At 60.9% G+C, this 20172-nt stretch carries 19 protein-coding genes; 7 read left to right on the top strand and 12 right to left on the bottom strand.

Annotated features, from left to right (window positions below; translation table 11 throughout):
- Positions 1-24 precede the first annotated feature (24 nt).
- The 4 genes from CD58_RS00280 to CD58_RS00265 are packed head-to-tail and all read left to right on the top strand — an operon-like array spanning position 25 to position 3542.
- Positions 25-1173 carry an ABC transporter permease gene (locus tag CD58_RS00280; protein WP_025211106.1) on the top strand — a complete coding sequence of 383 codons (1149 nt, stop codon included), beginning with the start codon at positions 25-27 and terminating at the stop codon, positions 1171-1173.
- Complete coding sequence (locus CD58_RS00275) at positions 1170-1973, top strand: ABC transporter ATP-binding protein (protein WP_025211105.1); 804 nt, start codon at positions 1170-1172, stop codon at positions 1971-1973. The genes CD58_RS00280 and CD58_RS00275 overlap by 4 nt, the downstream gene beginning before the upstream one ends.
- Before the next feature lies 1 nt (position 1974).
- Positions 1975-2913 carry an MlaD family protein gene (locus CD58_RS00270; RefSeq protein ID WP_025211104.1) on the top strand — a complete coding sequence of 313 codons (939 nt, stop codon included), beginning with the start codon at positions 1975-1977 and terminating at the stop codon, positions 2911-2913.
- Entirely contained in the window at positions 2910-3542 is a 633-nt protein-coding gene (locus tag CD58_RS00265; RefSeq protein ID WP_025211103.1) for an ABC-type transport auxiliary lipoprotein family protein, read from the top strand. The genes CD58_RS00270 and CD58_RS00265 overlap by 4 nt, the downstream gene beginning before the upstream one ends.
- Before the next feature lie 5 nt (positions 3543-3547).
- Here CD58_RS00265 and CD58_RS00260 read toward each other — a convergent pair whose 3' ends face one another.
- The 5 genes from CD58_RS00260 to CD58_RS00240 all read right to left on the bottom strand — a co-directional run bounded on the left by CD58_RS00260 (position 3548) and on the right by CD58_RS00240 (position 8020).
- Positions 3548-4777 carry a nucleoside recognition domain-containing protein gene (locus CD58_RS00260; protein WP_025211102.1) on the bottom strand — a complete coding sequence of 410 codons (1230 nt, stop codon included), beginning with the start codon at positions 4775-4777 and terminating at the stop codon, positions 3548-3550.
- Positions 4778-4982: 205 nt separating this feature from the next.
- Positions 4983-6314: a glutamate/aspartate:proton symporter GltP gene (gene gltP / locus CD58_RS00255; protein ID WP_025211101.1), complete on the bottom strand. Its 1332-nt coding sequence runs from the start codon at positions 6312-6314 to the stop codon at positions 4983-4985.
- 706 nt (positions 6315-7020) lie between these two features.
- On the bottom strand, positions 7021-7485 hold the full coding sequence (locus CD58_RS00250) for an inhibitor of vertebrate lysozyme family protein (protein WP_025211100.1): 465 nt from the start codon (positions 7483-7485) through the stop codon (positions 7021-7023).
- 2 nt (positions 7486-7487) lie between these two features.
- A complete protein-coding gene (locus CD58_RS28830; protein WP_003177151.1) occupies positions 7488-7652 on the bottom strand; it encodes a DUF1328 domain-containing protein in 165 nt (54 codons plus the stop codon).
- An 80-nt stretch (positions 7653-7732) separates the two neighbouring features.
- Positions 7733-8020, bottom strand: coding sequence for a hypothetical protein (locus tag CD58_RS00240; RefSeq protein ID WP_025211099.1), 288 nt, complete (start codon positions 8018-8020; stop codon positions 7733-7735).
- Between the two features lie 436 nt (positions 8021-8456).
- On the opposite strand from CD58_RS00240, the gene algB reads away from it, so the two are divergent.
- Together algB and CD58_RS00230 are read left to right on the top strand one after the other, a co-directional pair.
- Positions 8457-9803 carry a sigma-54-dependent response regulator transcription factor AlgB gene (gene algB / locus CD58_RS00235; protein WP_025211098.1) on the top strand — a complete coding sequence of 449 codons (1347 nt, stop codon included), beginning with the start codon at positions 8457-8459 and terminating at the stop codon, positions 9801-9803.
- A 10-nt stretch (positions 9804-9813) separates the two neighbouring features.
- Entirely contained in the window at positions 9814-11604 is a 1791-nt protein-coding gene (locus CD58_RS00230) for an ATP-binding protein (protein ID WP_025211097.1), read from the top strand.
- A gap of 6 nt (positions 11605-11610) precedes the next feature.
- Here CD58_RS00230 and CD58_RS00225 read toward each other — a convergent pair whose 3' ends face one another.
- The 7 genes from CD58_RS00225 to CD58_RS00195 all read right to left on the bottom strand — a co-directional run bounded on the left by CD58_RS00225 (position 11611) and on the right by CD58_RS00195 (position 19006).
- Positions 11611-13224 (bottom strand): EAL domain-containing protein, encoded by a 1614-nt coding sequence (locus tag CD58_RS00225; protein WP_025211096.1) that lies wholly within the window; start codon positions 13222-13224, stop codon positions 11611-11613.
- Positions 13225-13299: 75 nt separating this feature from the next.
- Positions 13300-14079, bottom strand: coding sequence for an N-acetylmuramoyl-L-alanine amidase (locus tag CD58_RS00220; RefSeq protein WP_025211095.1), 780 nt, complete (start codon positions 14077-14079; stop codon positions 13300-13302).
- A gap of 103 nt (positions 14080-14182) precedes the next feature.
- Positions 14183-16327, bottom strand: a complete 2145-nt coding sequence (locus CD58_RS00215) for a GGDEF domain-containing protein (protein ID WP_025211094.1) — start codon at positions 16325-16327, stop codon at positions 14183-14185.
- On the bottom strand, positions 16324-17202 hold the full coding sequence (locus CD58_RS00210; protein WP_025211093.1) for an endonuclease/exonuclease/phosphatase family protein: 879 nt from the start codon (positions 17200-17202) through the stop codon (positions 16324-16326). Before CD58_RS00210 ends, CD58_RS00215 begins: the two co-directional genes overlap by 4 nt.
- A gap of 14 nt (positions 17203-17216) precedes the next feature.
- The gene (locus CD58_RS00205; RefSeq protein WP_025211092.1) at positions 17217-17861 is read right to left on the bottom strand and encodes a thiol:disulfide interchange protein DsbA/DsbL; all 645 of its coding nucleotides are present in this window, start codon (positions 17859-17861) and stop codon (positions 17217-17219) included.
- Positions 17862-18057: 196 nt separating this feature from the next.
- Positions 18058-18669: a c-type cytochrome gene (locus CD58_RS00200; RefSeq protein ID WP_025211091.1), complete on the bottom strand. Its 612-nt coding sequence runs from the start codon at positions 18667-18669 to the stop codon at positions 18058-18060.
- A gap of 46 nt (positions 18670-18715) precedes the next feature.
- Positions 18716-19006 carry a c-type cytochrome gene (locus CD58_RS00195; protein ID WP_025211090.1) on the bottom strand — a complete coding sequence of 97 codons (291 nt, stop codon included), beginning with the start codon at positions 19004-19006 and terminating at the stop codon, positions 18716-18718.
- Positions 19007-19197: 191 nt separating this feature from the next.
- Here CD58_RS00195 and yihA point away from each other — a divergent pair, with 191 nt between their 5' ends.
- Positions 19198-19839 carry a ribosome biogenesis GTP-binding protein YihA/YsxC gene (yihA, locus tag CD58_RS00190; RefSeq protein WP_025211089.1) on the top strand — a complete coding sequence of 214 codons (642 nt, stop codon included), beginning with the start codon at positions 19198-19200 and terminating at the stop codon, positions 19837-19839.
- The last annotated feature ends 333 nt before the right edge of the window (positions 19840-20172 follow it).

The following is a 20172-nucleotide window of genomic DNA, read 5'->3' as shown; positions in this document are numbered from 1 at the left end:
TTAAGCCAAACGAGCATGGAGCTTATGATCCCCAGCCCCCCCACTGGCAGTGCCCGACTCGACACGTCTCGCTCTCCGGCGCAGCTATGGATCAGCGGCGACTGGACGCTGGCCCATTACACACAGCTCAAGCGCTTGAGCGAATCGCTGCGCGGCCAGTACGACGAAAACACCCAAATCGACCTCAACGGCCTCGGCGCCCTCGATACCGCCGGGGCCTCGTTGCTGGTGGAACTGCTGGGTTCCGAACGGCTGGGCAAGACCGCCGAACACCCCGATTGCCGATTGCCGGCAGCCGAGCGAGCGCTGTTACAGACGGTCTATTGCTCGCTGACGGATTTCTGCGTACCGGAAAAAGAGCCAAAAGTCAGCGTCGTGATCCAGTTGCTGACGCGGATCGGACGCGCCGTGGAGAAGGTCTGGCAGGACACCCTGCAATTGCTCGGCTTTATCGGCTTGATCCTGGAAACCCTGGGCCGCGGCCTGTTTCACCCCCGGCGCTGGCGCATTACGCCGATGGTCGTTCACATCGAGCAAACCGGCCTGGACGCGGCGCCCATCGTCGCCTTGCTGACGTTCCTGGTGGGCGCGGTGGTGGCCTTCCTCGGAGCGACGGTGCTGGCGGATTTCGGCGCCAGCATCTTCACCGTGGACCTGGTGGCGTTCTCGTTCCTGCGCGAATTCGGCGTGCTGCTGACGGCGATCCTCATCGCAGGCCGCACCGCCAGCGCGTTCACTGCGCAGATCGGCTCGATGAAGGCCAACGAAGAAATCGACGCGATCCGCACCCTGGGCCTCGATCCCGTCGAGCTGCTGGTGGTGCCGCGGGTGTTGGCGCTCTTGGTGGCACTGCCCATGCTGACCTTCGTGGCCATGCTCTCAGGCATCATCGGCGGCGCAGTCGTGTGCGCCCTGTCGCTGGGTATCTCCCCGGCCATGTTCCTGACGCTGTTGCAATCGGACATCGGCGTTCAGCATTTCGTGGTGGGCATGGTCAAGGCGCCGATCTTTGCCTTTCTGATCGCTGCCGTGGGCTGCCTGGAGGGCTTCAAGGTCAGCGGCAGCGCCGAGTCGGTGGGGGCTCACACCACGTCCAGCGTGGTGCAGTCGATTTTCGTGGTGATTGTGCTGGATGCCGTGGCCGCGCTGTTTTTCATGGAGATGAGCTGGTGAGTCGACCTTCCAGAGCGCCCGCCGAGGCGGTGATTCAGGTGCGTGGCCTGTGCAACCGCTTTGGCCGCCAGAGTGTGCACGAAAACCTCGACCTGGACGTATACAAGGGCGAGATCCTCGCCGTGGTCGGCGGTTCCGGCAGCGGCAAATCAGTGCTGCTACGCAGCATCGTCGGCTTGCGCCGGCCCAGCGAAGGCTCAGTGCGGGTGTTCGGCCAGGACTTGCCAAGCCTGCCCCAGGAACAACGTTCACGGGTAGAGCGGCGCTTTGGCGTGCTGTTCCAGAAGGGCGCGCTGTTTTCGTCCCTGACCGTGACCGAAAACGTCGCCCTGCCCCTGATCGAACACGCAGGGCTCAGCCGGGCCGATGCCGAACACCTGGCGGCGGTGAAGCTGGCACTGGCCGGGCTGCCGCTCTCGGCGGCGGACAAATACCCCGCCTCGCTGTCCGGCGGCATGATCAAGCGCGCCGCCCTGGCTCGCGCGCTGGCCCTGGACCCGGACATCCTGTTTCTCGACGAACCCACCGCCGGCCTCGACCCCATCGGCGCGGCGGCGTTCGACCAGTTGATCCTGACGCTGCGCGATGCCCTGGGCCTGAGCGTATTCCTGGTCACCCATGATCTGGACACGCTCTACACCATCACCGACCGGGTGGCTGTACTGGCCCAGAAAAAAGTCCTGGTGGCCGATGCCATCGACAAGGTATCGGAAACCGACGATACCTGGATTCACGAATACTTCCATGGCCCTCGCGGTCGCGCGGCGTTATCGGCCGCTACACAATTGAATGAGGTCTGACATGGAAACCCGAGCCCATCATGTATTGATCGGCCTGTTCACCGTGATCGTAGTGGTCGGCGCCCTGCTGTTTGGCCTGTGGCTGGCCAAGTCCAGCGTGGACAGCGAGTTCAAGTATTACGAAGTGGTGTTCAACGAGGCGGTCAGCGGCTTGTCCAGGGGCAGCTCGGTGGAATACAGCGGCATCAAGGTCGGCGACGTGGTCAATCTGCGCCTGGACCCGAACGATCCGCGCCGGGTGCTGGCACGGGTGCGCTTGAGCGGTGAGACCCCGATCAAGCAAGACACCCAGGCCAAGTTGGCCCTGACCGGCATCACCGGCACCTCGATCATCCAGCTCAGCGGGGGTACGCCCCAGAGCCCGCCATTGACCGGGCATGACGGCGAGCCGCCGGTGATTATCGCCGCGCCCTCGCCGATCGCCCGCCTGCTGAACAACAGCGATGACTTGATGACCAGCATCAACCTGCTGCTGCACAACGCCAACGAGGTGTTTTCCTCGGACAACGTCCAGCGCCTGAGCAATACCCTCGATCATCTGGAGCAAACCACCGGGGTCATCGCCGAGCAGCGCGGTGACATTCGCCAGGCCATGCAGCAACTGGCGTCCATCGGCAAACAGGCCAGCGCCACGCTGGAACAGACCACGGCGTTGATGCGCAATGCCAATGGCCTGCTCAACGACCAGGGCAAACAGGCGTTCGGCAACGCCGGGCAGGCCATGCAATCCCTGGCTCGCAGCACGGCCACCCTCGACAAACTGCTGAACGACAATCGCGACTCGCTGAATAACGGCATGCAGGGGCTCAATGCCCTGGCGCCTGCCGTGCGTGAGCTGCGCGAGACCCTGAGCGCTCTGCGGGGTATCTCCCGGCGCCTGGATGCCAACCCCAGCGGCTATTTGCTGGGCAATGACAAGAACAAGGAGTTCACGCCATGAAGCCCTTCGATCGATTCGTCTGCCCTGGCCTCGTGCTGGCGGGGTTCATCCTGATGGCCGGTTGCTCGATCCTGCCCAAGGCCGAGCCCTCGGACATCTATCGCCTGCCCGCCGCCCAGGCACCGGCCTCCGCCGGCACGCCGGTGAACTGGTCATTACGCCTGGCCAGCCCCCAGGCCAGCGAAGTGCTCAACAGCCCGAAAATCGCGGTCATTCCCCAAGGCAATCTGTTCAGCAGCTACGCCGCCTCGCGCTGGAGCGACCCTGCCCCGGTGTTGCTGCGCAACCGCCTGCTCGATGGCTTTGCCCAGGATGGACGGGTCAGGCTGTTGAGTGTCGCCGACAGCAACCTGCAAGCCGACCTGGAGTTGGGCGGGCAATTGCAGGCGTTCCAGACCGAATACCAGGGCAGCGCCGCCAGCGTGGTGATTCGCCTGGACGCGTTGCTGGTGCGAGGGTTCGACCAGCGCATCCTGGCCAGCCGCCGTTTCGAAGTTCGCCAGCCATTGAACGACGTGAAAGTGCCGGCAGTGGTGGATGGCTTTGGCCGGGCCAGTGATCGACTGACCGCCGAGGTGGTGAGCTGGACGTTGGAGCAGGGCCAGCGTTTCGCAACGCCGGCGCCCTGAAGGCCTCAGCCGAAGAACCAGTAGCAGACCCCAATCGCCGCCACGACCCCGGCGAACTCGGCCAGCAACGCGCAGCCCACGGCATGGCGCGCCCGCTGGATGCCCACGGCGCCGAAATACACCGCCAGCACATAGAACGTGGTTTCCGTGCTGCCTTGAATGGTCGCCGCCACCAGGGCTGGGAAGCTGTCCACGCCGGAGGTTTTCATGGTCTCGATCAGCATCGCCCGGGCGGCGCTGCCGGAGAACGGCTTGACCATGGCGGTCGGCAAGGCATCGACGAAACGCGTGTCCCAGCCGGCCCACTCCACCAGGTGCCGGATCCCGTCGAGGCCGAAATCCAGCGCCCCCGAGGCCCGCAGCACGCCAACCGCGCAGAGCATCGCCACCAGGTATGGCAGCAACGTCTTGGCGACGTCGAAGCCCTCCTTGGCGCCCTCGATGAAGGCTTCATACACCTTGACCTTGCGCAGGGCGCCCACCACCAGAAACACAATGATCAAGCCGAACAGTGTCAGGTTGCCCAGGATCGATGACAACCCCGCCAGCGCCGTGGCCGAGAGCGTTGCCAGCAGCGCCATGAAGCCGCCCAGTACCAACGCACCCGGAATCAGATAGGCCAGCACCACCGGGTCCCACAGCCTTAGGCGCTGCATGAACGCGACCGACAGCAGCCCCATCAGGGTCGAGGCGCTGGTGGCGAGCAGGATCGGCAGGAACACCAGGGTCGGATCCGGTGCGCCTTGTTGGGCGCGATACATAAAGATCGTCACCGGCAGCAGCGTCAGCGACGAGGCGTTGAGCACCAGGAACAGGATCTGCGCGTTGCTGGCAATGGTCGGGCTGGGGTTGAGGTCCTGCAGGGCGCGCATGGCTTTCAGGCCGATGGGGGTGGCCGCGTTGTCCAGTCCCAGGCCGTTGGCGGCAAAGTTGAGGGTAATCAGGCCGATGGCCGGATGGCCAGCCGGTACTTCTGGCATCAAGCGCAGAAACAGCGGGCCGAGGGCCTTGGCCAGCCAGTCGACGATGCCGGCTTTTTCGGCGATCCGCAGGAATCCCAGCCATAAGGTCAAGGTGCCGAACAGCAGGACCATCACCTCCACCGACAGCTTGGCCATGGCGAATATGCTTTCCACCATGGCCGCGAAGATCCCGGCGTTGCCGCCGATCAGCCACTGCGCCAGCGCCGACACGGCTGCCACGATAAAGAAGCCAAGCCACAGGCCATTGAGCATCGGTTAAATCCCCCGGAAGATGCGGCGAATGATAGCGGGGCTGGCAGAAACGACAAACCCCGGATTTCCCCGGGGTTTGGTGGTCACTGCACAGGCCCCCCTGTGGGAGCGAGCTTGCTCGCGATGGCGTCGGCTCAGTCAGTACTGATGTTGGCTGACACACCGCAATCGCGAGCAAGCTCGCTCCCACAGGGGGATAGGCGCATCAATGGCTGGAAACTTCCCCCGCTGGCAGCGGCTCTTTGCTGCGCCAGTGCGGCAGGGAGTTCCAGTAGCGCTGGCCCTTGGCATCGTCGTACATGCCTTCCCAGCGGGAGATGACCAGCACGGCCAAGGCGTTGCCGATGACATTCAGCGCGGTACGGGCCATGTCCATGATGCGGTCGACACCGGCGATGAAGGCCAGGCCTTCCAGCGGAATGCCCACGCTGCCCAGGGTGGCCAGCAAGACCACGAAGGACACGCCCGGCACGCCGGCAATACCCTTGGAGGTGACCATCAGGGTCAGCACCAGCAGCAATTGCTGGCTGATAGACAGATCGATGCCGTACAACTGGGCGATGAAGATCGCCGCGATGCTCTGGTACAGGGTCGAACCGTCGAGGTTGAACGAGTAACCGGTGGGGACCACGAAGCTGCAAATGGCCTTCGGCGCGCCGTAGGCTTCCATCTTCTCGATCACCCGCGGCAGCACGGTTTCGGAACTGGCGGTGGAGTAGGCCAGCACCAGCTCATCCTTGAAGATGCGCATCAGCTTGAGTACCGAGAAGCCGAACAGACGGGCGATCAGGCCCAGCACCACGAAGGCGAAGAAGGCGATGGCGACGTAAACCAGGATCACCAGTTTCGCCAGCGGCAGCAGGGAGGCGAAACCGAAGTTGGCGACGGTCACCGCGATCAGTGCGAACACGCCGATAGGCGCGTATTGCATGATCATGTGGGTGACCTTGAACATGCTTTCCGACACGCCCTGGAACATTTTTACCAGCGGTTCGCGCAGGTCCGATTGCAGGCTGGACAGACCCAGGCCGAACAGTACGGAGAAGAAAATGATCGGCAGCATCTCGCCACGGGCAACCGCTGCGAAGATGTTCGACGGGATCAGGTTGAGGATGGTCTGGACGAAGGCGTGTTCATGCTGGACTTCAGCGGCGGTGGCCTGGTACTTGGAAATATCCACCGTCCCCAGGGTGCTCATGTCGATGCCGCTGCCCGGCTGGAAGAAGTTGGCCAGCAACAGGCCAACGACGATGGCGATGGTGGTGACGATTTCGAAGTAAAGAATGGTCTTCAGACCGATACGCCCGAGTTTCTTGGCGTCACCGACCCCGGCAATACCGACGATCAGCGAGGAAATCACGATCGGGATCACGATCATCTTGATCAGACGGATAAAGATATCGCCCGCCGGTTGCAGCACGTTGCTGATCCACCAGGCCTTCTCGGCACTGAAATGGTTGAGCAGCGCGCCCAGTGCAATCCCGAGCACCAGACCGATGAGGATCTGCCAAGCGAGGCTTAGTCTTGCCTTCTTCATATCATTACCCTTACTTCAGTTGGACTCGGGCAGTTGCACGAACCGAAACGCCGACGGCGATCCGAACTCGTGCCTCTGCCCCCATATAAGGTCACCTCGAGCACGCGCTTGCGGCTTACTGCCAGGCGAAAAAAGGCGCAACTATTGCGATGCGAGGGTGCCCCGTCTAATGCCGTAACGGCCTACCCTATGCCGAATCGGCATGAGATTCTCCAAACGGAACGCACGTCCCAACCGGTTCGAATACGACATTTCAGCAGGCATAAGTGCCGTGAAACGGCCGTTTCAGCGTAGCCGGGCTTTCTTTCATAAAAGTGGAGAACCGATAAAAGGGTGGCGATCCGAAATGCGCCTGCGCAGGTGACTCGCCTGGGTATTGTCCGATATACGGTCAGCCAAGGGGGAATAAGTTGAGCGCGGGAGACAATATGCCGCAGCGTGAACCTGCTGGTGGCGCCCCTATTAACAGGCCGCTCTGGCACAAGCCTTTTGAAGCACAAGCTCTACGCAAGTTCGCCAAGCCTTCACGACTTCGCGAACCTGCGTCGCAGCTCTTACCTGACCCGGCCCTTTCGCAGGCACCCCTTGTGCCCGTAGGTCACTCCGACCCTGAACGGTCAGAACGTCCCGGCCCCCTGGTCATGCATCGGCCCTCCTCGGGCTGTGCAGAAGAGAAAAGCAGGGCTGCTTCTCTCGTTTTCAAAACTCAATACCAGTTGGGATCTTTCTTGAGTTGTTCCATTAACAGTTTCTGCATACCGTCATCGGGCTTGCCGAGGAAACGGTAGTCAGCGTGACGGGTCGGCGACTTGTCGGCTGGTAGTCCGGCGGGGACTTCAACCAACATGGCGTAGGCCTCGTCCTTATCAAAACTGAAGGCAACGATCAGGCGTTTGCTGCGGCACGTCGCTTGGGTTTCGCACAACGGGCCCACCAGATACTTATCGCCATCTTCCTCGACAGCATTCATCTGCTCCGAGTCGCCCGACAAATTCATCACCCATTCCGGCAGGCGCTCTTCTTTTTGGACCAGGTGCTGCCAGGTCTCACGGTATTGCGGGTCGGCTTCAAGCAATTGATTGACCCGCATCTGCCCATCGTTGGCAGCCATTGCCATGGCACTGCCGCCCAACAGCAGGGCGGCGGCCAGTCCTTTAAATGAAGCGTTCATGGTCAGCCACGGCCGCGACGGCCAAAGAAGAAGGAAGCGATGAACATCACCAGGAACACGACAAAGAGAATCTTGGCGATGCCCGTGGCGGTGCCCGCGATACCACCAAAGCCCAGTACGGCGGCGATGATGGCGATGATCAGGAAAGTAATTGCCCAGCTCAACATGGTGATTCTCCTTACGCTTTTCTACTTAGTTTGGGTCTTGCGGCGATGGTTCCGGCGCGGTAGACGACCGGTCCATCAAGTTAAAACACCCAGCGCTCCTGACGGGGCATGTCGGCCACAGGCTGTGCCTGATCGACGTCCATCATTCGCATGGAAGCGGAAACTTCCGAGAAATTGCCAACGGCGCTGAAATGGGTTTGGGGAGCACGCTGAATCGACACCAGCGGCGCCTCGGGCTGTTGACTCTGATGCCAGAGGAGCAATTGCTGGCCTGCTACCAGGGTGACCAGCAGCGCCACGACAGCCCACAAGATCTGCTGAACGTGCAGGGAAGTGATTCGAAATTGGGCGGCACTTTGACGATTCATCCTGGAATTCCTCCCCCACCCGAGTGGTGATCTGGTTGAAGCGCCTTTAGCGCCACGTTGATCAGATCATTGCAGTCGCCGTGCCAGATTTTTGGCAAAAAAAATACGACTAAAATCAATAGGTTACATCTGATACGTAAAACACCGGGGGCGCATCCTGCACGATGACGTCGGAGCGAGTCGTGCGTATTGCACGAGCGAAGCGAAGGGGGGCATCAGATTCTTTTTGAATTGCCCGTCCCAAACAGCTGTCGGAATGAGCAAGCCGAGCCGTCCGAGACGGGCGAACAACAAAAAAAGGAACTCAAATCAATCTTTTAGGAGTCAGACGTCTACAGGGAGGCTGTCGGTGGGTAATATCCCCTCAGAAACGACCATGCAACTTGCCCGATTTTTCTGACACTAACCAACATCATTCATTAAGGAGCGTAGGAAAATGGAATCCGCCACCGAGCATCAAGGCCGCATTCTGCTGGTAGACGACGAGTCCGCCATCCTGCGTACGTTCCGTTACTGCCTGGAAGACGAAGGCTATACCGTCGCCACCGCCAACAGCGCCGCCCAGGCCGACACCCTGCTGCAGCGCCAGGTGTTCGACCTGTGTTTCCTCGACCTGCGCCTGGGCGAAGACAACGGCCTCGATGTCCTGGCGCAAATGCGCATTCAGGCGCCGTGGATGCGAGTCGTGATCGTCACCGCCCACTCGGCGGTCGACACTGCGGTCGATGCGATCCAGGCCGGCGCCGCCGATTACCTGGTCAAGCCTTGCAGCCCGGATCAATTACGCCTGGCGACCGCCAAGCAACTTGAAGTGCGCCAGTTGTCGGCACGGCTCGAAGCCCTCGAAGGGGAAGTGCGCAAACCCAAGGACGGCCTCGATTCCCACAGCCCGGCGATGAAAGTCGTCCTTGAAACCGCCCGCCAGGTCGCCAGCACCGACGCCAATATCCTGATTCTCGGCGAGTCCGGTACGGGTAAGGGCGAATTGGCCCGGGCGATCCACGGCTGGAGCAAGCGCGCGAAAAAGTCCTGCGTCACCATCAATTGCCCGTCGCTGACCACTGAGTTGATGGAAAGCGAATTGTTCGGTCACAGCCGCGGCGCGTTCACCGGCGCCAGTGAGAGCACCCTGGGGCGCGTCAACCAGGCTGACGGCGGCACGCTGTTTCTCGACGAGATCGGCGATTTTCCCTTGGCGTTGCAGCCAAAGTTGCTGCGTTTCATTCAGGACAAGGAATATGAGCGGGTCGGTGATCCGATCACCCGTCGCGCCGATGTACGGATTCTCGCGGCCACCAACCTCAACCTTGAAGACATGGTGCGCGACGGACGTTTTCGCGAAGACCTGCTGTATCGTCTGAACGTCATTACCCTGCACCTGCCGCCGCTGCGCGAGCGCACCGAAGACATCCTGACCTTGGCCGATCGCTTCCTGGCGCGCTTCGTCAAGGAATACGCGCGCCCGGCCCGGGGCTTCAGCGACGAGGCTCGCGAAGCACTGCTAGGCTATCGCTGGCCAGGCAATATCCGCGAGCTGCGTAACGTGGTCGAGCGCGCCAGCATTATCTGCCCCCAGGAAAAAGTCGAAATCAGCCACTTGGGCATGGCCGAGCAACCGGTCAACAATGCGCCGCGAATCGGTGCCGCGCTGAGCCTCGACGAGCTGGAGAAAGCGCACATCGGCGCAGTATTGGCCACCGCCGACACCCTGGACCAGGCGGCCAAGACCCTCGGTATCGATGCATCCACGCTGTATCGCAAACGCAAGCAGTACAACCTGTGAGCAACACCCTATGAAACTGGCGATGAAGCTGCGCACGCGACTGTTTCTCAGCATCTCGGCCCTGATCACCGTGGCATTGCTGGGGTTGGTACTTGGCCTGGTCAGCGTGCTGCAAATGGCCAACACCCAGGAACAATCGGTACGCGACAACTTCATCCTGCTGGACCTGGGCCTCAAGCTGCGCCAGACCCTGGGCGACCAGTTGATGGTGATCCTCAACGATAAGCCTGACCTGGCTGCGCTGGAGGTTTCCAAGCGGCAATATCTCGATTTGCTGGAGGAGGGCATCGCCCATGAACGTGGTCAGGAGAATCCGACGAACACCTTCAGCAGGGCGAAGGCCGACTACATCGCCTTTCTCGAGGCCTTCACGGCGACTCACCAACAGCCGGCCCAGCAAAAAAACCTCCAGGAGCTGACTACAAAATTCAACGCGCTGCGCAATGGACTGGTGGAGGGATATCGCGTCGCCTTGAACAATATCAGTGAAACCCAGACCCGTGCCCGTGACCGTGCACTGTTGATTTCCGGGCTACTGGGGTTGGTAGGGCTGGCGGTGTTGATCATTGGTTTCGTCACGGCCCATGGCATCGCTCGGCGTTACGGGGCGCCGATCGAGGCATTGGCCGCGGCGGCGGATGACATCGGCCAGGGCAATTTCGAAGTGATGCTGCCCGTTTCTTCCGCCTCCGAGTTGAATCTTCTGACACGTCGTTTCGGAGTCATGGCCCAGGCCTTGCGGGAGCACCAGGCCACCAATGTCGATGAACTGCTCGCCGGCCAGCAACGCTTGCAGGCCGTACTGGACAGCATCGATGACGGGCTGCTGATGATTGATCGCCAAGGCCACCTGGAGCATCTCAATCCCGTGGCACAGCGCCAATTGGGCTGGGATGAAGAACGCCTGGGGCAGGGGCTGGGCGAGGCGCTGGGACGCCTGGAACTGGATGAAGAGTTACAACTGGTGCTTCGCGGCGGTACCCAGGACCGGGCACCGGACGACCTGAGCATCGAGGTCGATGGAGAGACGCGCGTGCTGACCTACAGTCTCACGCCGGTCAGTCATACCCAAGGCCACATCCTCGGCGCGGTGATGGTGCTGCACGATGTCACGGAACAGCGTGCTTTCGAACGGGTACGCAGTGAGTTCGTGTTGCGCGCGTCCCACGAGCTGCGCACCCCCGTCACCGGCATGCATATGGCGTTCGGCCTGTTGCAGGAGCGTGTGCATTTTCCCGAAGAATCCCGTGAAGCCGACCTGCTCAACACCGTCAATGAAGAAATGCAGCGCCTGATGCAGCTCATCAATGACCTGCTGAACTTCTCTCGCTACCAGAACGGCTTGCAAAAGTTGACCTTGGGACCTTGCTCCATCGAAGACCTCCTGGAAGCGGCCCGGCAGCGGTTCACCGCGCAAGCGCAGGCCAAGGGCATCAAATTGCTCGTCGCGATCCAAGACCCGCTGCCGCGTCTGCATGCCGACGCTGCGCAGCTGGAAAAGGTGCTGGATAACCTGATCGACAATGCCCTGCGTCACACCGGCGACGACGGCCAGATCCGCCTGCAGGCCCGGCGCCACGGCGAACGGGTGATCATCAGCGTCGAAGACAACGGTGAAGGTATTGCCTACGGTCAGCAGGGACGGATCTTCGAGCCTTTCGTCCAGGTCGGACGCAAGAAGGGTGGCGCTGGCCTCGGCCTGGCGCTGTGCAAGGAGATCGTCCAGCTCCACGGCGGGCGCATGGGGGTTTATTCAAGGCCGGGGCAGGGCACGCAGTTCTACATGGCCCTGGCGGTCTGAGGCGACTCAGGCTTCGTCGTCCAGGCGTCGTCCGCGCAGGCGCCGACCGCGGGTAATCAGTTCGATGAGCTGCACCGCACTGAGTGCATGGGCGAATAGCCAACCCTGGCCAAACTTCACCCCTTCGCTGCTCAAATAGGAGGCCTGGGCTTCATACTCGACCCCTTCGGCGATCACCTTGAGTTGCAGCGCGTGGGCCATGCGAATGATGTGCGGCGCGACACCGCTGCTGGCGGCATCGTGGCCCAAGGCGTCAATGAAGGCCTTATCGATTTTCAGGCAGTCCACCGGCAGGGTTTGCAGGTAGGCCAGGCTGCAATAACCGGTGCCGAAATCGTCGATCAACACCTGATGCCCGACGTCGCGCAACGACTGCAGGTTATCCCGGGCGACCAGCACATCGATCAGCCCGCGCTCGGTCACTTCGAAGGCAATCTGGTGCGCCGAGACCCGATGCAGCGCCAGCAGGCGGGCGATCACTTCGCCGATACGCGGCACCATCACATCGCACGCGGCCAGATTCACCGAGATGTAAAGCTGTGGATTAGCCCGCAATAGTTGGCCCAATTGATCAAACAGCCGCTGCAGCACGAAATCGGTGATCTGGCGGATCTGCCCGGTGTTCTCGGCCATCGGGATAAACAAGTCCGGGCTAGTCAGGGTGCCGTCCGGTCGTCGCCAACGCAACAACGCTTCGGCCCCCACGCAGTTGCGGCTGCTCAGGTCGAAAATCGGCTGGTACAGCACCTGCAACTCGCCACGCCGGATGGCTCCATGCAATTCGGCATCCATGGATTGACGGTGGCGCGCCAACAGAAACACCTGGAAGCCGATCCCCAGGCCCAGCATCAAACTGATGGGCAACATCCACCAGGCGTTGGCCGGAACGATAAATCCGTTGCGCGGAGCGATCAGCACCAGTTGATATTCCGGGCTGTCGGTCGGCATCCGATAGATCAGCCGGGTCTGGGTCACTTGCAAGGCATTGTGGCTTTTCGGTGGCCAGGGCTCTGTCGGCGGCCAGTATTGGTCGGTGCCCAGCACGGGAATGGCTCGCTCACCGTGATCCAGGACGACCAGCAGACTGCTGCCCGGCGGGAGATCAACCACATCGGTCAAATGTCCGCGAGAGGTGGCAACCCGAAAATTACCGCGCCCCAGCATCAATGCCGCGCGGTCTTCATCGGGTTCGGTGGTGGTGTTAAGCCAGTAATTGTAGGTCGGCCCCCGGATGTCGGGCGGCCGGGTCACTGACAAGCCGCTCTGGTGTGGACGATTGGAGCAGACGCCGCTGCCGTCGATGTACACCGCTTCGTAGACGAAGCGGTAATTGAAGCTGACCTGGCGCAAGGTCGCGATCATGTCATCGTCGCATCCGCGCAACGGCTGGTTTTGCAGATCGTCTAGACCTTCGCGCAGCTGTCCGAAGAGTTGCTCCAAGCGTTGCAGAAAGCGCTCGCCCTGGGCATTCATCTGATCGCTTTCACGCTGCTGGATCTGCTGCATCACCACAGCCAGACTCCCCGCCAGCAACAGCACCGCGCTCAAGGCAGCCGCCATCATCGCCAGGAAAAGAGGGCGATGGAGCCAGCTCTGCAGGGTTTCTCGGGCAGCCGTCATCATGGGTAATCCGAAAGTTACCAATGAGTTATAGCTTCTGATTTGGATTTAGCGCTAACCGTCAGACGGGCGTCATTATTTTGTCTGGTTAAGCACCTGCAAAATCGCCGCACTTTGCGCGTCTGGGGTACCGTCGAAGCGGGTCGGCCGGTAGTGCATCTGGAAGGCGGCCAGCACATGGTGGGTGGCTACATCCCATTCGCCCGTCTGGGGCGTCGGGTAGCCGAGGCGGGCCAGTTCGCCCTGGAACCAGCTGGCACTCGGCAACTGCGCGGCGAAGACTGCCTGCTGGCGCGCCACGGCCTGTTCGTCTGGCCAGACTCCCAGGCCTGCTTCTGCCAGGCGCTTCCAGGGGAACAGGGGGCCCGGATCGAGCTTGCGCAGGGGAGCGATGTCGCTGTGGCCGATGATGTTGCGCGGGTTGATCGCGTTACGCTGGGTGATGTCCTTGAGCAACACGATCAAGGCCTGGACCTGAGCTTCGCTGTAGGGATACCAAAGGCGCGCGGTGGGCGTGTCGACGAAACCTGGATTGACGATCTCGATACCGATGGAGCTGGAGTTGAGCCAGGTCCGGCCTTCCCATTCGCTTTCCCCGGCGTGCCAGGCGCGACGGTTCTCATCCACCAGCTTGTAAACGGTCGCGTGTTTATCGTCGCCAATCAGATAATGAGCGCTGACTTCGCCGTGGGTCAGCAACGCCAGGGATCGCTCGAGGGAGGCCGAGGTGTAATGCACCACCACGAATTGGATGCGGCTGTCCTGATTGACTGAAGGGTGGCTGGTATCGAGCCGAGGGCCGCTGGCGCAACCGGCCAGCACCAATAAAGCGACAATGAGCGAAAAAAATTTCATGGCGGAATGCATTACACGCTGGAAGTAATGCAACAGTGTAACGTATAGCCTGGCGAATGATCGGGCTCACCCGCCGATATAAACAAAATGGAACAATTAGGTTTCAGCCCAGTTCCACCCGGTTGCGTCCGGCATTTTTTGCTCGATATAACGCCTGATCGGCTCTTTTGATTACCAGATCGCTGCGTTCTCCAGCTTTGAAGGCGGTCATGCCTATGGACACCGTCACCGTCACCGGTTCGCCCTTGAAGTGGAACGGACAGACCTCGATGGCCGCGCGCAAGGCCTCCGCCAATTTGACACCAGCCGCCAGGGGCGTGTTGGGAACCAACAGGACAAACTCTTCGCCGCCGAAGCGGGCAATGAAATCGCCGCCCCGCAGGCGTCTACGCAGCACCGAGGCGATAAGCTTCAACACTCGGTCACCGGCCAGATGGCCGTAGTTATCATTGATGCGCTTGAAATGGTCGAGATCGAGCATGGCCAACAACAGACTATTGCCATGCTCCTGCCACTGGGTGACTTCATGTTCGAGGCGCTCGGACCAGGCGGCGCGGTTAGGTAACCCCGTGAGCGGATCGATGAGGGCTTTTTGCCGCTGTTCTTCGAGATTATCGCGCACGACCTGAGCATCCTGCTCCATCAACGCCACGCGCTCGGCCAGGCTTTTCAGGCGAGCCGAGACTTCTTGCTCACGCAGATCACGCTGCTTCTGGTGTTGATCCATGGTACCCAGCAAGCCTTCGAGGTGATTCTCCAACACTCGCTTGAGGCCTTCCAGATCATCAGCCTCTTGAACGCTACTTTGCAGGCCGTCCACCTGTTCGCGAATCTGGGTGTCCATGTCCCTGGAGGCTGACAGATTATCGGCATGGTCTTCGCTGGCAGCCCGTAGGCTGTTCTGGAATGACTCAAGTCGGTCATTGAGCCGCTGCAGGTAAGCTTCAAACTCATGCTGGCCGCTGTCGGTAATGGCCAGCATGAGTACCGCAAGATCATCGAGGATCGGCAGCAATTCGTACCAGTTCAAGCCATTTTTCAGCCGTTCACGCATGGCCTCGGCTTGGGGGCGATGCCGCTCGGGCAGGGTCAGGTCGCCCAACAGACCCAGCAGGGTGTCTTCGATATGCCTGGCCACCGAGCTGTAGGAGGGCTCCGGTGAGTCGGGTAGGGCGTAGTGGGCCTCATCCGTTTCGGTGGGCAGCGGATCGACGGCTGCCAGAAGCTCGGCTGCTTCGGCTGGTTCCGCTGGTTCGGCTGGGGGGAGCGGCACTTCGGGCAGCGCCTTGGACGGCTCCTCCGACAGCAGCTCATCAGGATTTTCGACGGCGGGGAGCGGTTCCGTGCGTTCGCCTGGGATCGGCGCCGGTTCAGCGGCTTCATCCGGCTCAATGGCGGCTTGAGAAGCTTCGGATACAAGGGACGGGGTGGGCGCTGGATCAGGCCCGTCCATCGGCACAATGCTGGCGACCGGCTCGGGCGCCGCCTCCAAGGCTCGGGCTTGCTCCGGTACCGGTATCGGTTCTTGTGCAGGCGTAGGTGGAGCAGGAGTCGGTGCCGTAGGTGCAGGTGCAGGTGCAGCAGGTGCAGGCGAGTCAGCCACAGCCACAGCCACAGTCTCGGCCTCGGCTGCCGGCAGCACAGGTACCGGCGGCTTCGCTTCCGACACAGGCACCGCGCGCGCCTGGGCAGGCTCGTTTGGCTGGGGCGCGCTTTCTTCGTGGCCAGACCCACCAAACAGTCGCTGCAACAGGCCGGGGCGATTCGGTTCGGCGGGTGCATCCAGCGCACTCAACGCCTTGCCCTGCAAGCTGCTCAGCTCGCTGAGCAACAGCGGCATCTCCCGGGCCTGGCCGACACGGTCCTCCAACTGCTTGGAAAATTTCTTCAGCGGTCGACTGACTTCCTTTGGCAGCGGCAGGGTTTGCAACTGATCAACCAGGGCCGTCAATGCGGTACTCATCTGTTCGATCCGGGTCTCGCGGCGCTGCTCGGAATCGAGTACGGCTTTCTCCAGGCGCGGTAACAGGGCGGCGAGGGCGGCATCCATGTCATCGGTGCGCACCACATCGCGCATCTCTTTCATGCATTGATCAACAGCCCGGTCAGTGCCCTCGGCGGCCAGGGTGCTACGCACCAGGCCACGACGCAGCAAGTCGAGCCGAGCGTCCCAGCGGCGCTCAAGCTTTTCCTGCTGTTCGATACTCTTGAGGTACTTCTCTCTCCAGCGTTCGGCGTCGTCGCTCATTCATCGGATCCGCGAGGGGCAGGACTCAGCGCGGGAAATGCATCAACCGTGAGCGAACCCGGCAAACGAATTTCGACCGCGACAGGCAGGTGATCGGAAATGGGCTGGGCCAGCACCGCGACGCGTTCGAGGGTCAGGGTCGGGCTCAGCAGGATATGGTCCAGGCAGCGCTGGGGGCGCCAGCTGGGGAACGTCGCTTCCAGTTGCGGGGCGAGCAGGCCGAGATCACGCAGAGGTGAGGTTTGCAGCAAGTCGGTGGCGTGGGTGTTCATGTCGCCCATCAGCACCTGATGCTTGTACCCGCCGATCAGTTCGCGGATGTAGGCCAGTTGCATCGTCCGGGTACGCGCCCCGAGGGCCAGGTGCATCATGACCACCACCAACGCCTCCGGACCTTCGCCAAAACGCGCCAGGATCGCCCCGCGCCCCTTGGGGCCCGGCAGCGGATGGTCTTCAATCGCCCACGGTCGCAAGCGACTCAACACACCATTGCTGTGTTGGCCGAGACGACCGAGGTTGCGGTTGAGCTGCTGATACCAGTAGGGAAAAGCGCCCAGTTGGGCCAGGTGTTCCACCTGATTGACGTAGCCTGACCTCAAGCTCCCGCCATCGGCCTCTTGCAGGGCCACCAGGTCGAAATCTTTCAGCAGGTCGCCGATTTTCTGCAGGTTGCCGGCTCGCCCGGTGTGTGGCAGCAGGTGTTGCCAGCCTCGGGTCAGGTAATGCCGATAGCGCTCGGTGCTGATACCCACCTGGATATTGAAACTGAGCAGCCGCAGACAGCCGTCGGCGGGCAGGCCCGTGGAAGTGACATGATGCTCGTTGACCCGCGGTTCATGCAGGCCAACGATGCGTTCGGTGCTCCAGCGGGCCATGGGCGAGGCCGCGCTTAGTTGGCAGCAGCCTTGGTGGCCGCTCGCTCTTTGGCGACCAGCTGGTCGGCCAGTTGCAGCGCTTGCTCGGCACCGCCGGCAGAGCCGATGTCAAAACGGTATTTGCCGTTGACGACCATGGTCGGTACGCCGGTGATCTCATACTTCTTCGCCAGCTCTCTGGCCTTCTTGATCTGACCCTGGATGGCAAAGGAGTCAAACGTAGCCAGGAACTTGTCCTTATCGACACCTTGGGTGGCGAGGAAGTCAGCCATGTCTTCTTTCTTGACCAGTTTCTTGCCTTCTTTCTGGATCGCGTTGAAGACCGCAGCGTGAACCTTGTGCTCGACGCCCATGGCCTCGAGGGTCAGGAACATCTGGCCGTGGGCGTCCCAAGGGCCGCCGAACATGGCGGGAATGCGTACGAAGTTCACATCCGAAGGCAGTTTCTCGACCCACGGGTTGATGACCGGCTCAAAAGCGTAGCAATGCGGGCAGCCGTACCAGAACAGCTCCACCACTTCGATCTTGCCAGGCACGGCCACCGGAACGGGGTTGGTCAATTCGACGTAGGGGGCCTTCGATTCGTCGGCGTTGGCTTGGACGGCCATGCCGAACAGGCTGGCGAGGACGAGCCCGGCGCTGATGATCAGATTACGCATGCTTTACTCCTGGACAATGAGGGGACCTCGCAAGGCCTTTTTTAAGACAGGCCCTGGCAGGTTCAAGTTCGCTAGTGTAACGGCAGCGGCCACAAAAAAGGGCAGCCAAAGCCACCCTTTTGATGCTCGCATCGAGAGATTAATCGAGCGTTAACGTTGCAAGGGGAGTACCCCCCTCGCAACGCCAGCCAAAGCCTCAGTGCAGGCCCTGGATGTAGCTGGACACCGCCGCGATATCTTCGTCGCTCAGCTTTTTCGCAATGCTCTGCATAGGCTTGGTATCGCCGTCGTTGGTGCGGCCGCCTTCTTCTTTTCGGAAGTCGGTCAGTTGCTTGCCAACGTACTGGGCGTGCTGGCCGCCCAGGTGCGGGAACCCGGCTGCAGCGTTGCCTTTACCGTCAGGGGAGTGGCAACCGGTGCACGCTGGAAGCCCCTTGTTCAAGTCACCACCGCGGAACAGCGCTTCACCACGAGCCACGAGCTTCGGATCGGCAGCGCCGATACTGCCCTTCTGGCTGGCGAAATAGGCCGCGATGTCCGCCAGGTCCTGATCGCTCAGGTTGGTCAGCAGGCCGGTCATTTCCAGCACCGTGCGCTTATTGGACTTGATGTCGTGCAACTGCTTGTTCAGATAACGTTCGCCCTGGCCCGCCAGTTTCGGAAAGTTTGGCGCCATGCTATTGCCATCCGGGCCATGGCAGGCCCCGCATACGGCCGCTTTCGCCTGACCGGCGGCGGCATCGCCAGCGGCGTGGGCTACACCGGATATCCCCAAGGTCAACAGCAGACTCACGATCAATTTGTTCATCAGCTAATCCAACTACGGCTAAGGGTTAAAGAGTTATGGACCGGGCTTACTCGCTCATCCACTGGATGATGGTTCGGTAATCCTCGGCACTGCAGTCCATGCACAAACCACGCGGCGGCATCGCCTTGAAACCCTGGGTCACGTGTTGCACCAGCGTCTCCATACCTTTCGCCAACCTCGGCGTCCAAGCTTCCTGATCACCCTTGCGAGGTGCCGTGGGGAGTTGGCCGGAATGACAGGCACCACAAACACGGTTGTACACAGCTTCCGGATCCTGTGTAGCCTGAGCGCTGTAAAGCGGCATCAAGACACCGGCAGCTAGCAGCCATTTCGTCATAAAACGACCTTTTCAGGGTTGAGAGCGAGCTGCGTTCTAATGCGCAATTTCGGTCGATCGCTCCCGTGAGCTTCATCCTACGCTGGGACAAAGCGCACACAAAATCTGCGGCATTATATACTGGCGTCACTGAAACGGAAACGACACAGCTTGCCGCGTCCATTCCCGACGCCGCCCACATCGGAAATCCCATGCAACTGAAGAACCCCATCCTTGGCCTGTGCCAACAGTCCACCTTCATGCTCAGCGCCGCCAAAGTCGATCAATGCCCCGACGATGAAGGCTTTGAAGTGGCTTTCGCCGGGCGTTCCAATGCCGGCAAATCCAGCGCGCTGAACACCTTGACCCATGCAAGCCTGGCACGCACCTCGAAAACCCCGGGGCGCACGCAGCTCTTGAACTTCTTCAAGCTAGACGATGAACGCCGTTTGGTCGACCTGCCCGGCTACGGCTACGCGAAAGTACCGATCCCGCTCAAACAACATTGGCAGCGCCATCTGGAAGCTTACCTGGGCAGCCGCGAGAGTTTGAAAGGCCTGATTCTGATGATGGACATCCGCCATCCGATGACCGACTTCGACCTGCTGATGCTCGACTGGGCTGTCGCCAGCGGCATGCCCATGCACATTTTGCTGACCAAGGCGGACAAGCTCACCTACGGCGCGGCAAAAAACACCTTGCTCAAAGTGCAGTCGGAAATTCGCAAAGGCTGGGGCGACACGATCACCATCCAGCTGTTCTCGGCCCCCAAGCGCATGGGCCTGGAAGAGGCCTACACTGTGTTGGCCGACTGGATGGAATTGGCTGACAAGGGCAGCGAAGCGGCCGAGTAAGCCAAATCGCAGGCAAAAAAAACCCCGGACTTCTTATGGGGAGGGGGAAGTTCGGGGTTCAAGTTCCGGACCGCTAGGGCGGGGTCCAGATATCTGCCAACACTTAACACAACATAGGAGCATTGAAGGGCTTCACCACCCATTCAAAATCTCTGAGTGGCATTTGACGGGTTTAGTTCAGATTATTTTTGGAAATAGCCTTAGGAATTTTCCGAACTAAAGACACCGTCCCGGGGTTTCAGTGAGCCAATGTGGCGAGGGAGCTTGCTCCCGCTGGGTGGCGCAGCCGCCCCCAAACATTTGGTGAGCGCTTCGCACTCAAGCGGGAGCAAG

The organism is Pseudomonas brassicacearum (genome assembly GCF_000585995.1).
Classification (GTDB): Bacteria; Pseudomonadota; Gammaproteobacteria; order Pseudomonadales; family Pseudomonadaceae; genus Aquipseudomonas; species Aquipseudomonas brassicacearum_A.
The sequence above is the reverse complement of the archived record's forward strand: the minus strand, read 5'-3'. Positions and strand labels throughout refer to the sequence as shown.

Bases quoted from the DNA above. Each gene is read 5' to 3' on its own strand.
- CD58_RS00280 (WP_025211106.1), top strand. From the start codon at position 25: ATGATCCCCAGCCCCCCCACTGGCAGTGCCCGACTCGACACGTCTCGC.
- CD58_RS00270 (WP_025211104.1), top strand. From the start codon at position 1,975: ATGGAAACCCGAGCCCATCATGTATTGATCGGCCTGTTCACCGTGATC.
- CD58_RS00265 (WP_025211103.1), top strand. From the start codon at position 2,910: ATGAAGCCCTTCGATCGATTCGTCTGCCCTGGCCTCGTGCTGGCGGGG.
- CD58_RS00260 (WP_025211102.1), bottom strand. From the start codon at position 4,777: ATGCTCAATGGCCTGTGGCTTGGCTTCTTTATCGTGGCAGCCGTGTCG.
- gltP (WP_025211101.1), bottom strand. From the start codon at position 6,314: ATGAAGAAGGCAAGACTAAGCCTCGCTTGGCAGATCCTCATCGGTCTG.
- CD58_RS00250 (WP_025211100.1), bottom strand. From the start codon at position 7,485: ATGAACGCTTCATTTAAAGGACTGGCCGCCGCCCTGCTGTTGGGCGGC.
- CD58_RS28830 (WP_003177151.1), bottom strand. From the start codon at position 7,652: ATGTTGAGCTGGGCAATTACTTTCCTGATCATCGCCATCATCGCCGCC.
- CD58_RS00240 (WP_025211099.1), bottom strand. From the start codon at position 8,020: ATGAATCGTCAAAGTGCCGCCCAATTTCGAATCACTTCCCTGCACGTT.
- algB (WP_025211098.1), top strand. From the start codon at position 8,457: ATGGAATCCGCCACCGAGCATCAAGGCCGCATTCTGCTGGTAGACGAC.
- CD58_RS00230 (WP_025211097.1), top strand. From the start codon at position 9,814: ATGAAACTGGCGATGAAGCTGCGCACGCGACTGTTTCTCAGCATCTCG.
- CD58_RS00225 (WP_025211096.1), bottom strand. From the start codon at position 13,224: ATGACGGCTGCCCGAGAAACCCTGCAGAGCTGGCTCCATCGCCCTCTT.
- CD58_RS00220 (WP_025211095.1), bottom strand. From the start codon at position 14,079: ATGAAATTTTTTTCGCTCATTGTCGCTTTATTGGTGCTGGCCGGTTGC.
- CD58_RS00215 (WP_025211094.1), bottom strand. From the start codon at position 16,327: ATGAGCGACGACGCCGAACGCTGGAGAGAGAAGTACCTCAAGAGTATC.
- CD58_RS00210 (WP_025211093.1), bottom strand. From the start codon at position 17,202: ATGGCCCGCTGGAGCACCGAACGCATCGTTGGCCTGCATGAACCGCGG.
- CD58_RS00205 (WP_025211092.1), bottom strand. From the start codon at position 17,861: ATGCGTAATCTGATCATCAGCGCCGGGCTCGTCCTCGCCAGCCTGTTC.
- CD58_RS00200 (WP_025211091.1), bottom strand. From the start codon at position 18,669: ATGAACAAATTGATCGTGAGTCTGCTGTTGACCTTGGGGATATCCGGT.
- CD58_RS00195 (WP_025211090.1), bottom strand. From the start codon at position 19,006: ATGACGAAATGGCTGCTAGCTGCCGGTGTCTTGATGCCGCTTTACAGC.
- yihA (WP_025211089.1), top strand. From the start codon at position 19,198: ATGCAACTGAAGAACCCCATCCTTGGCCTGTGCCAACAGTCCACCTTC.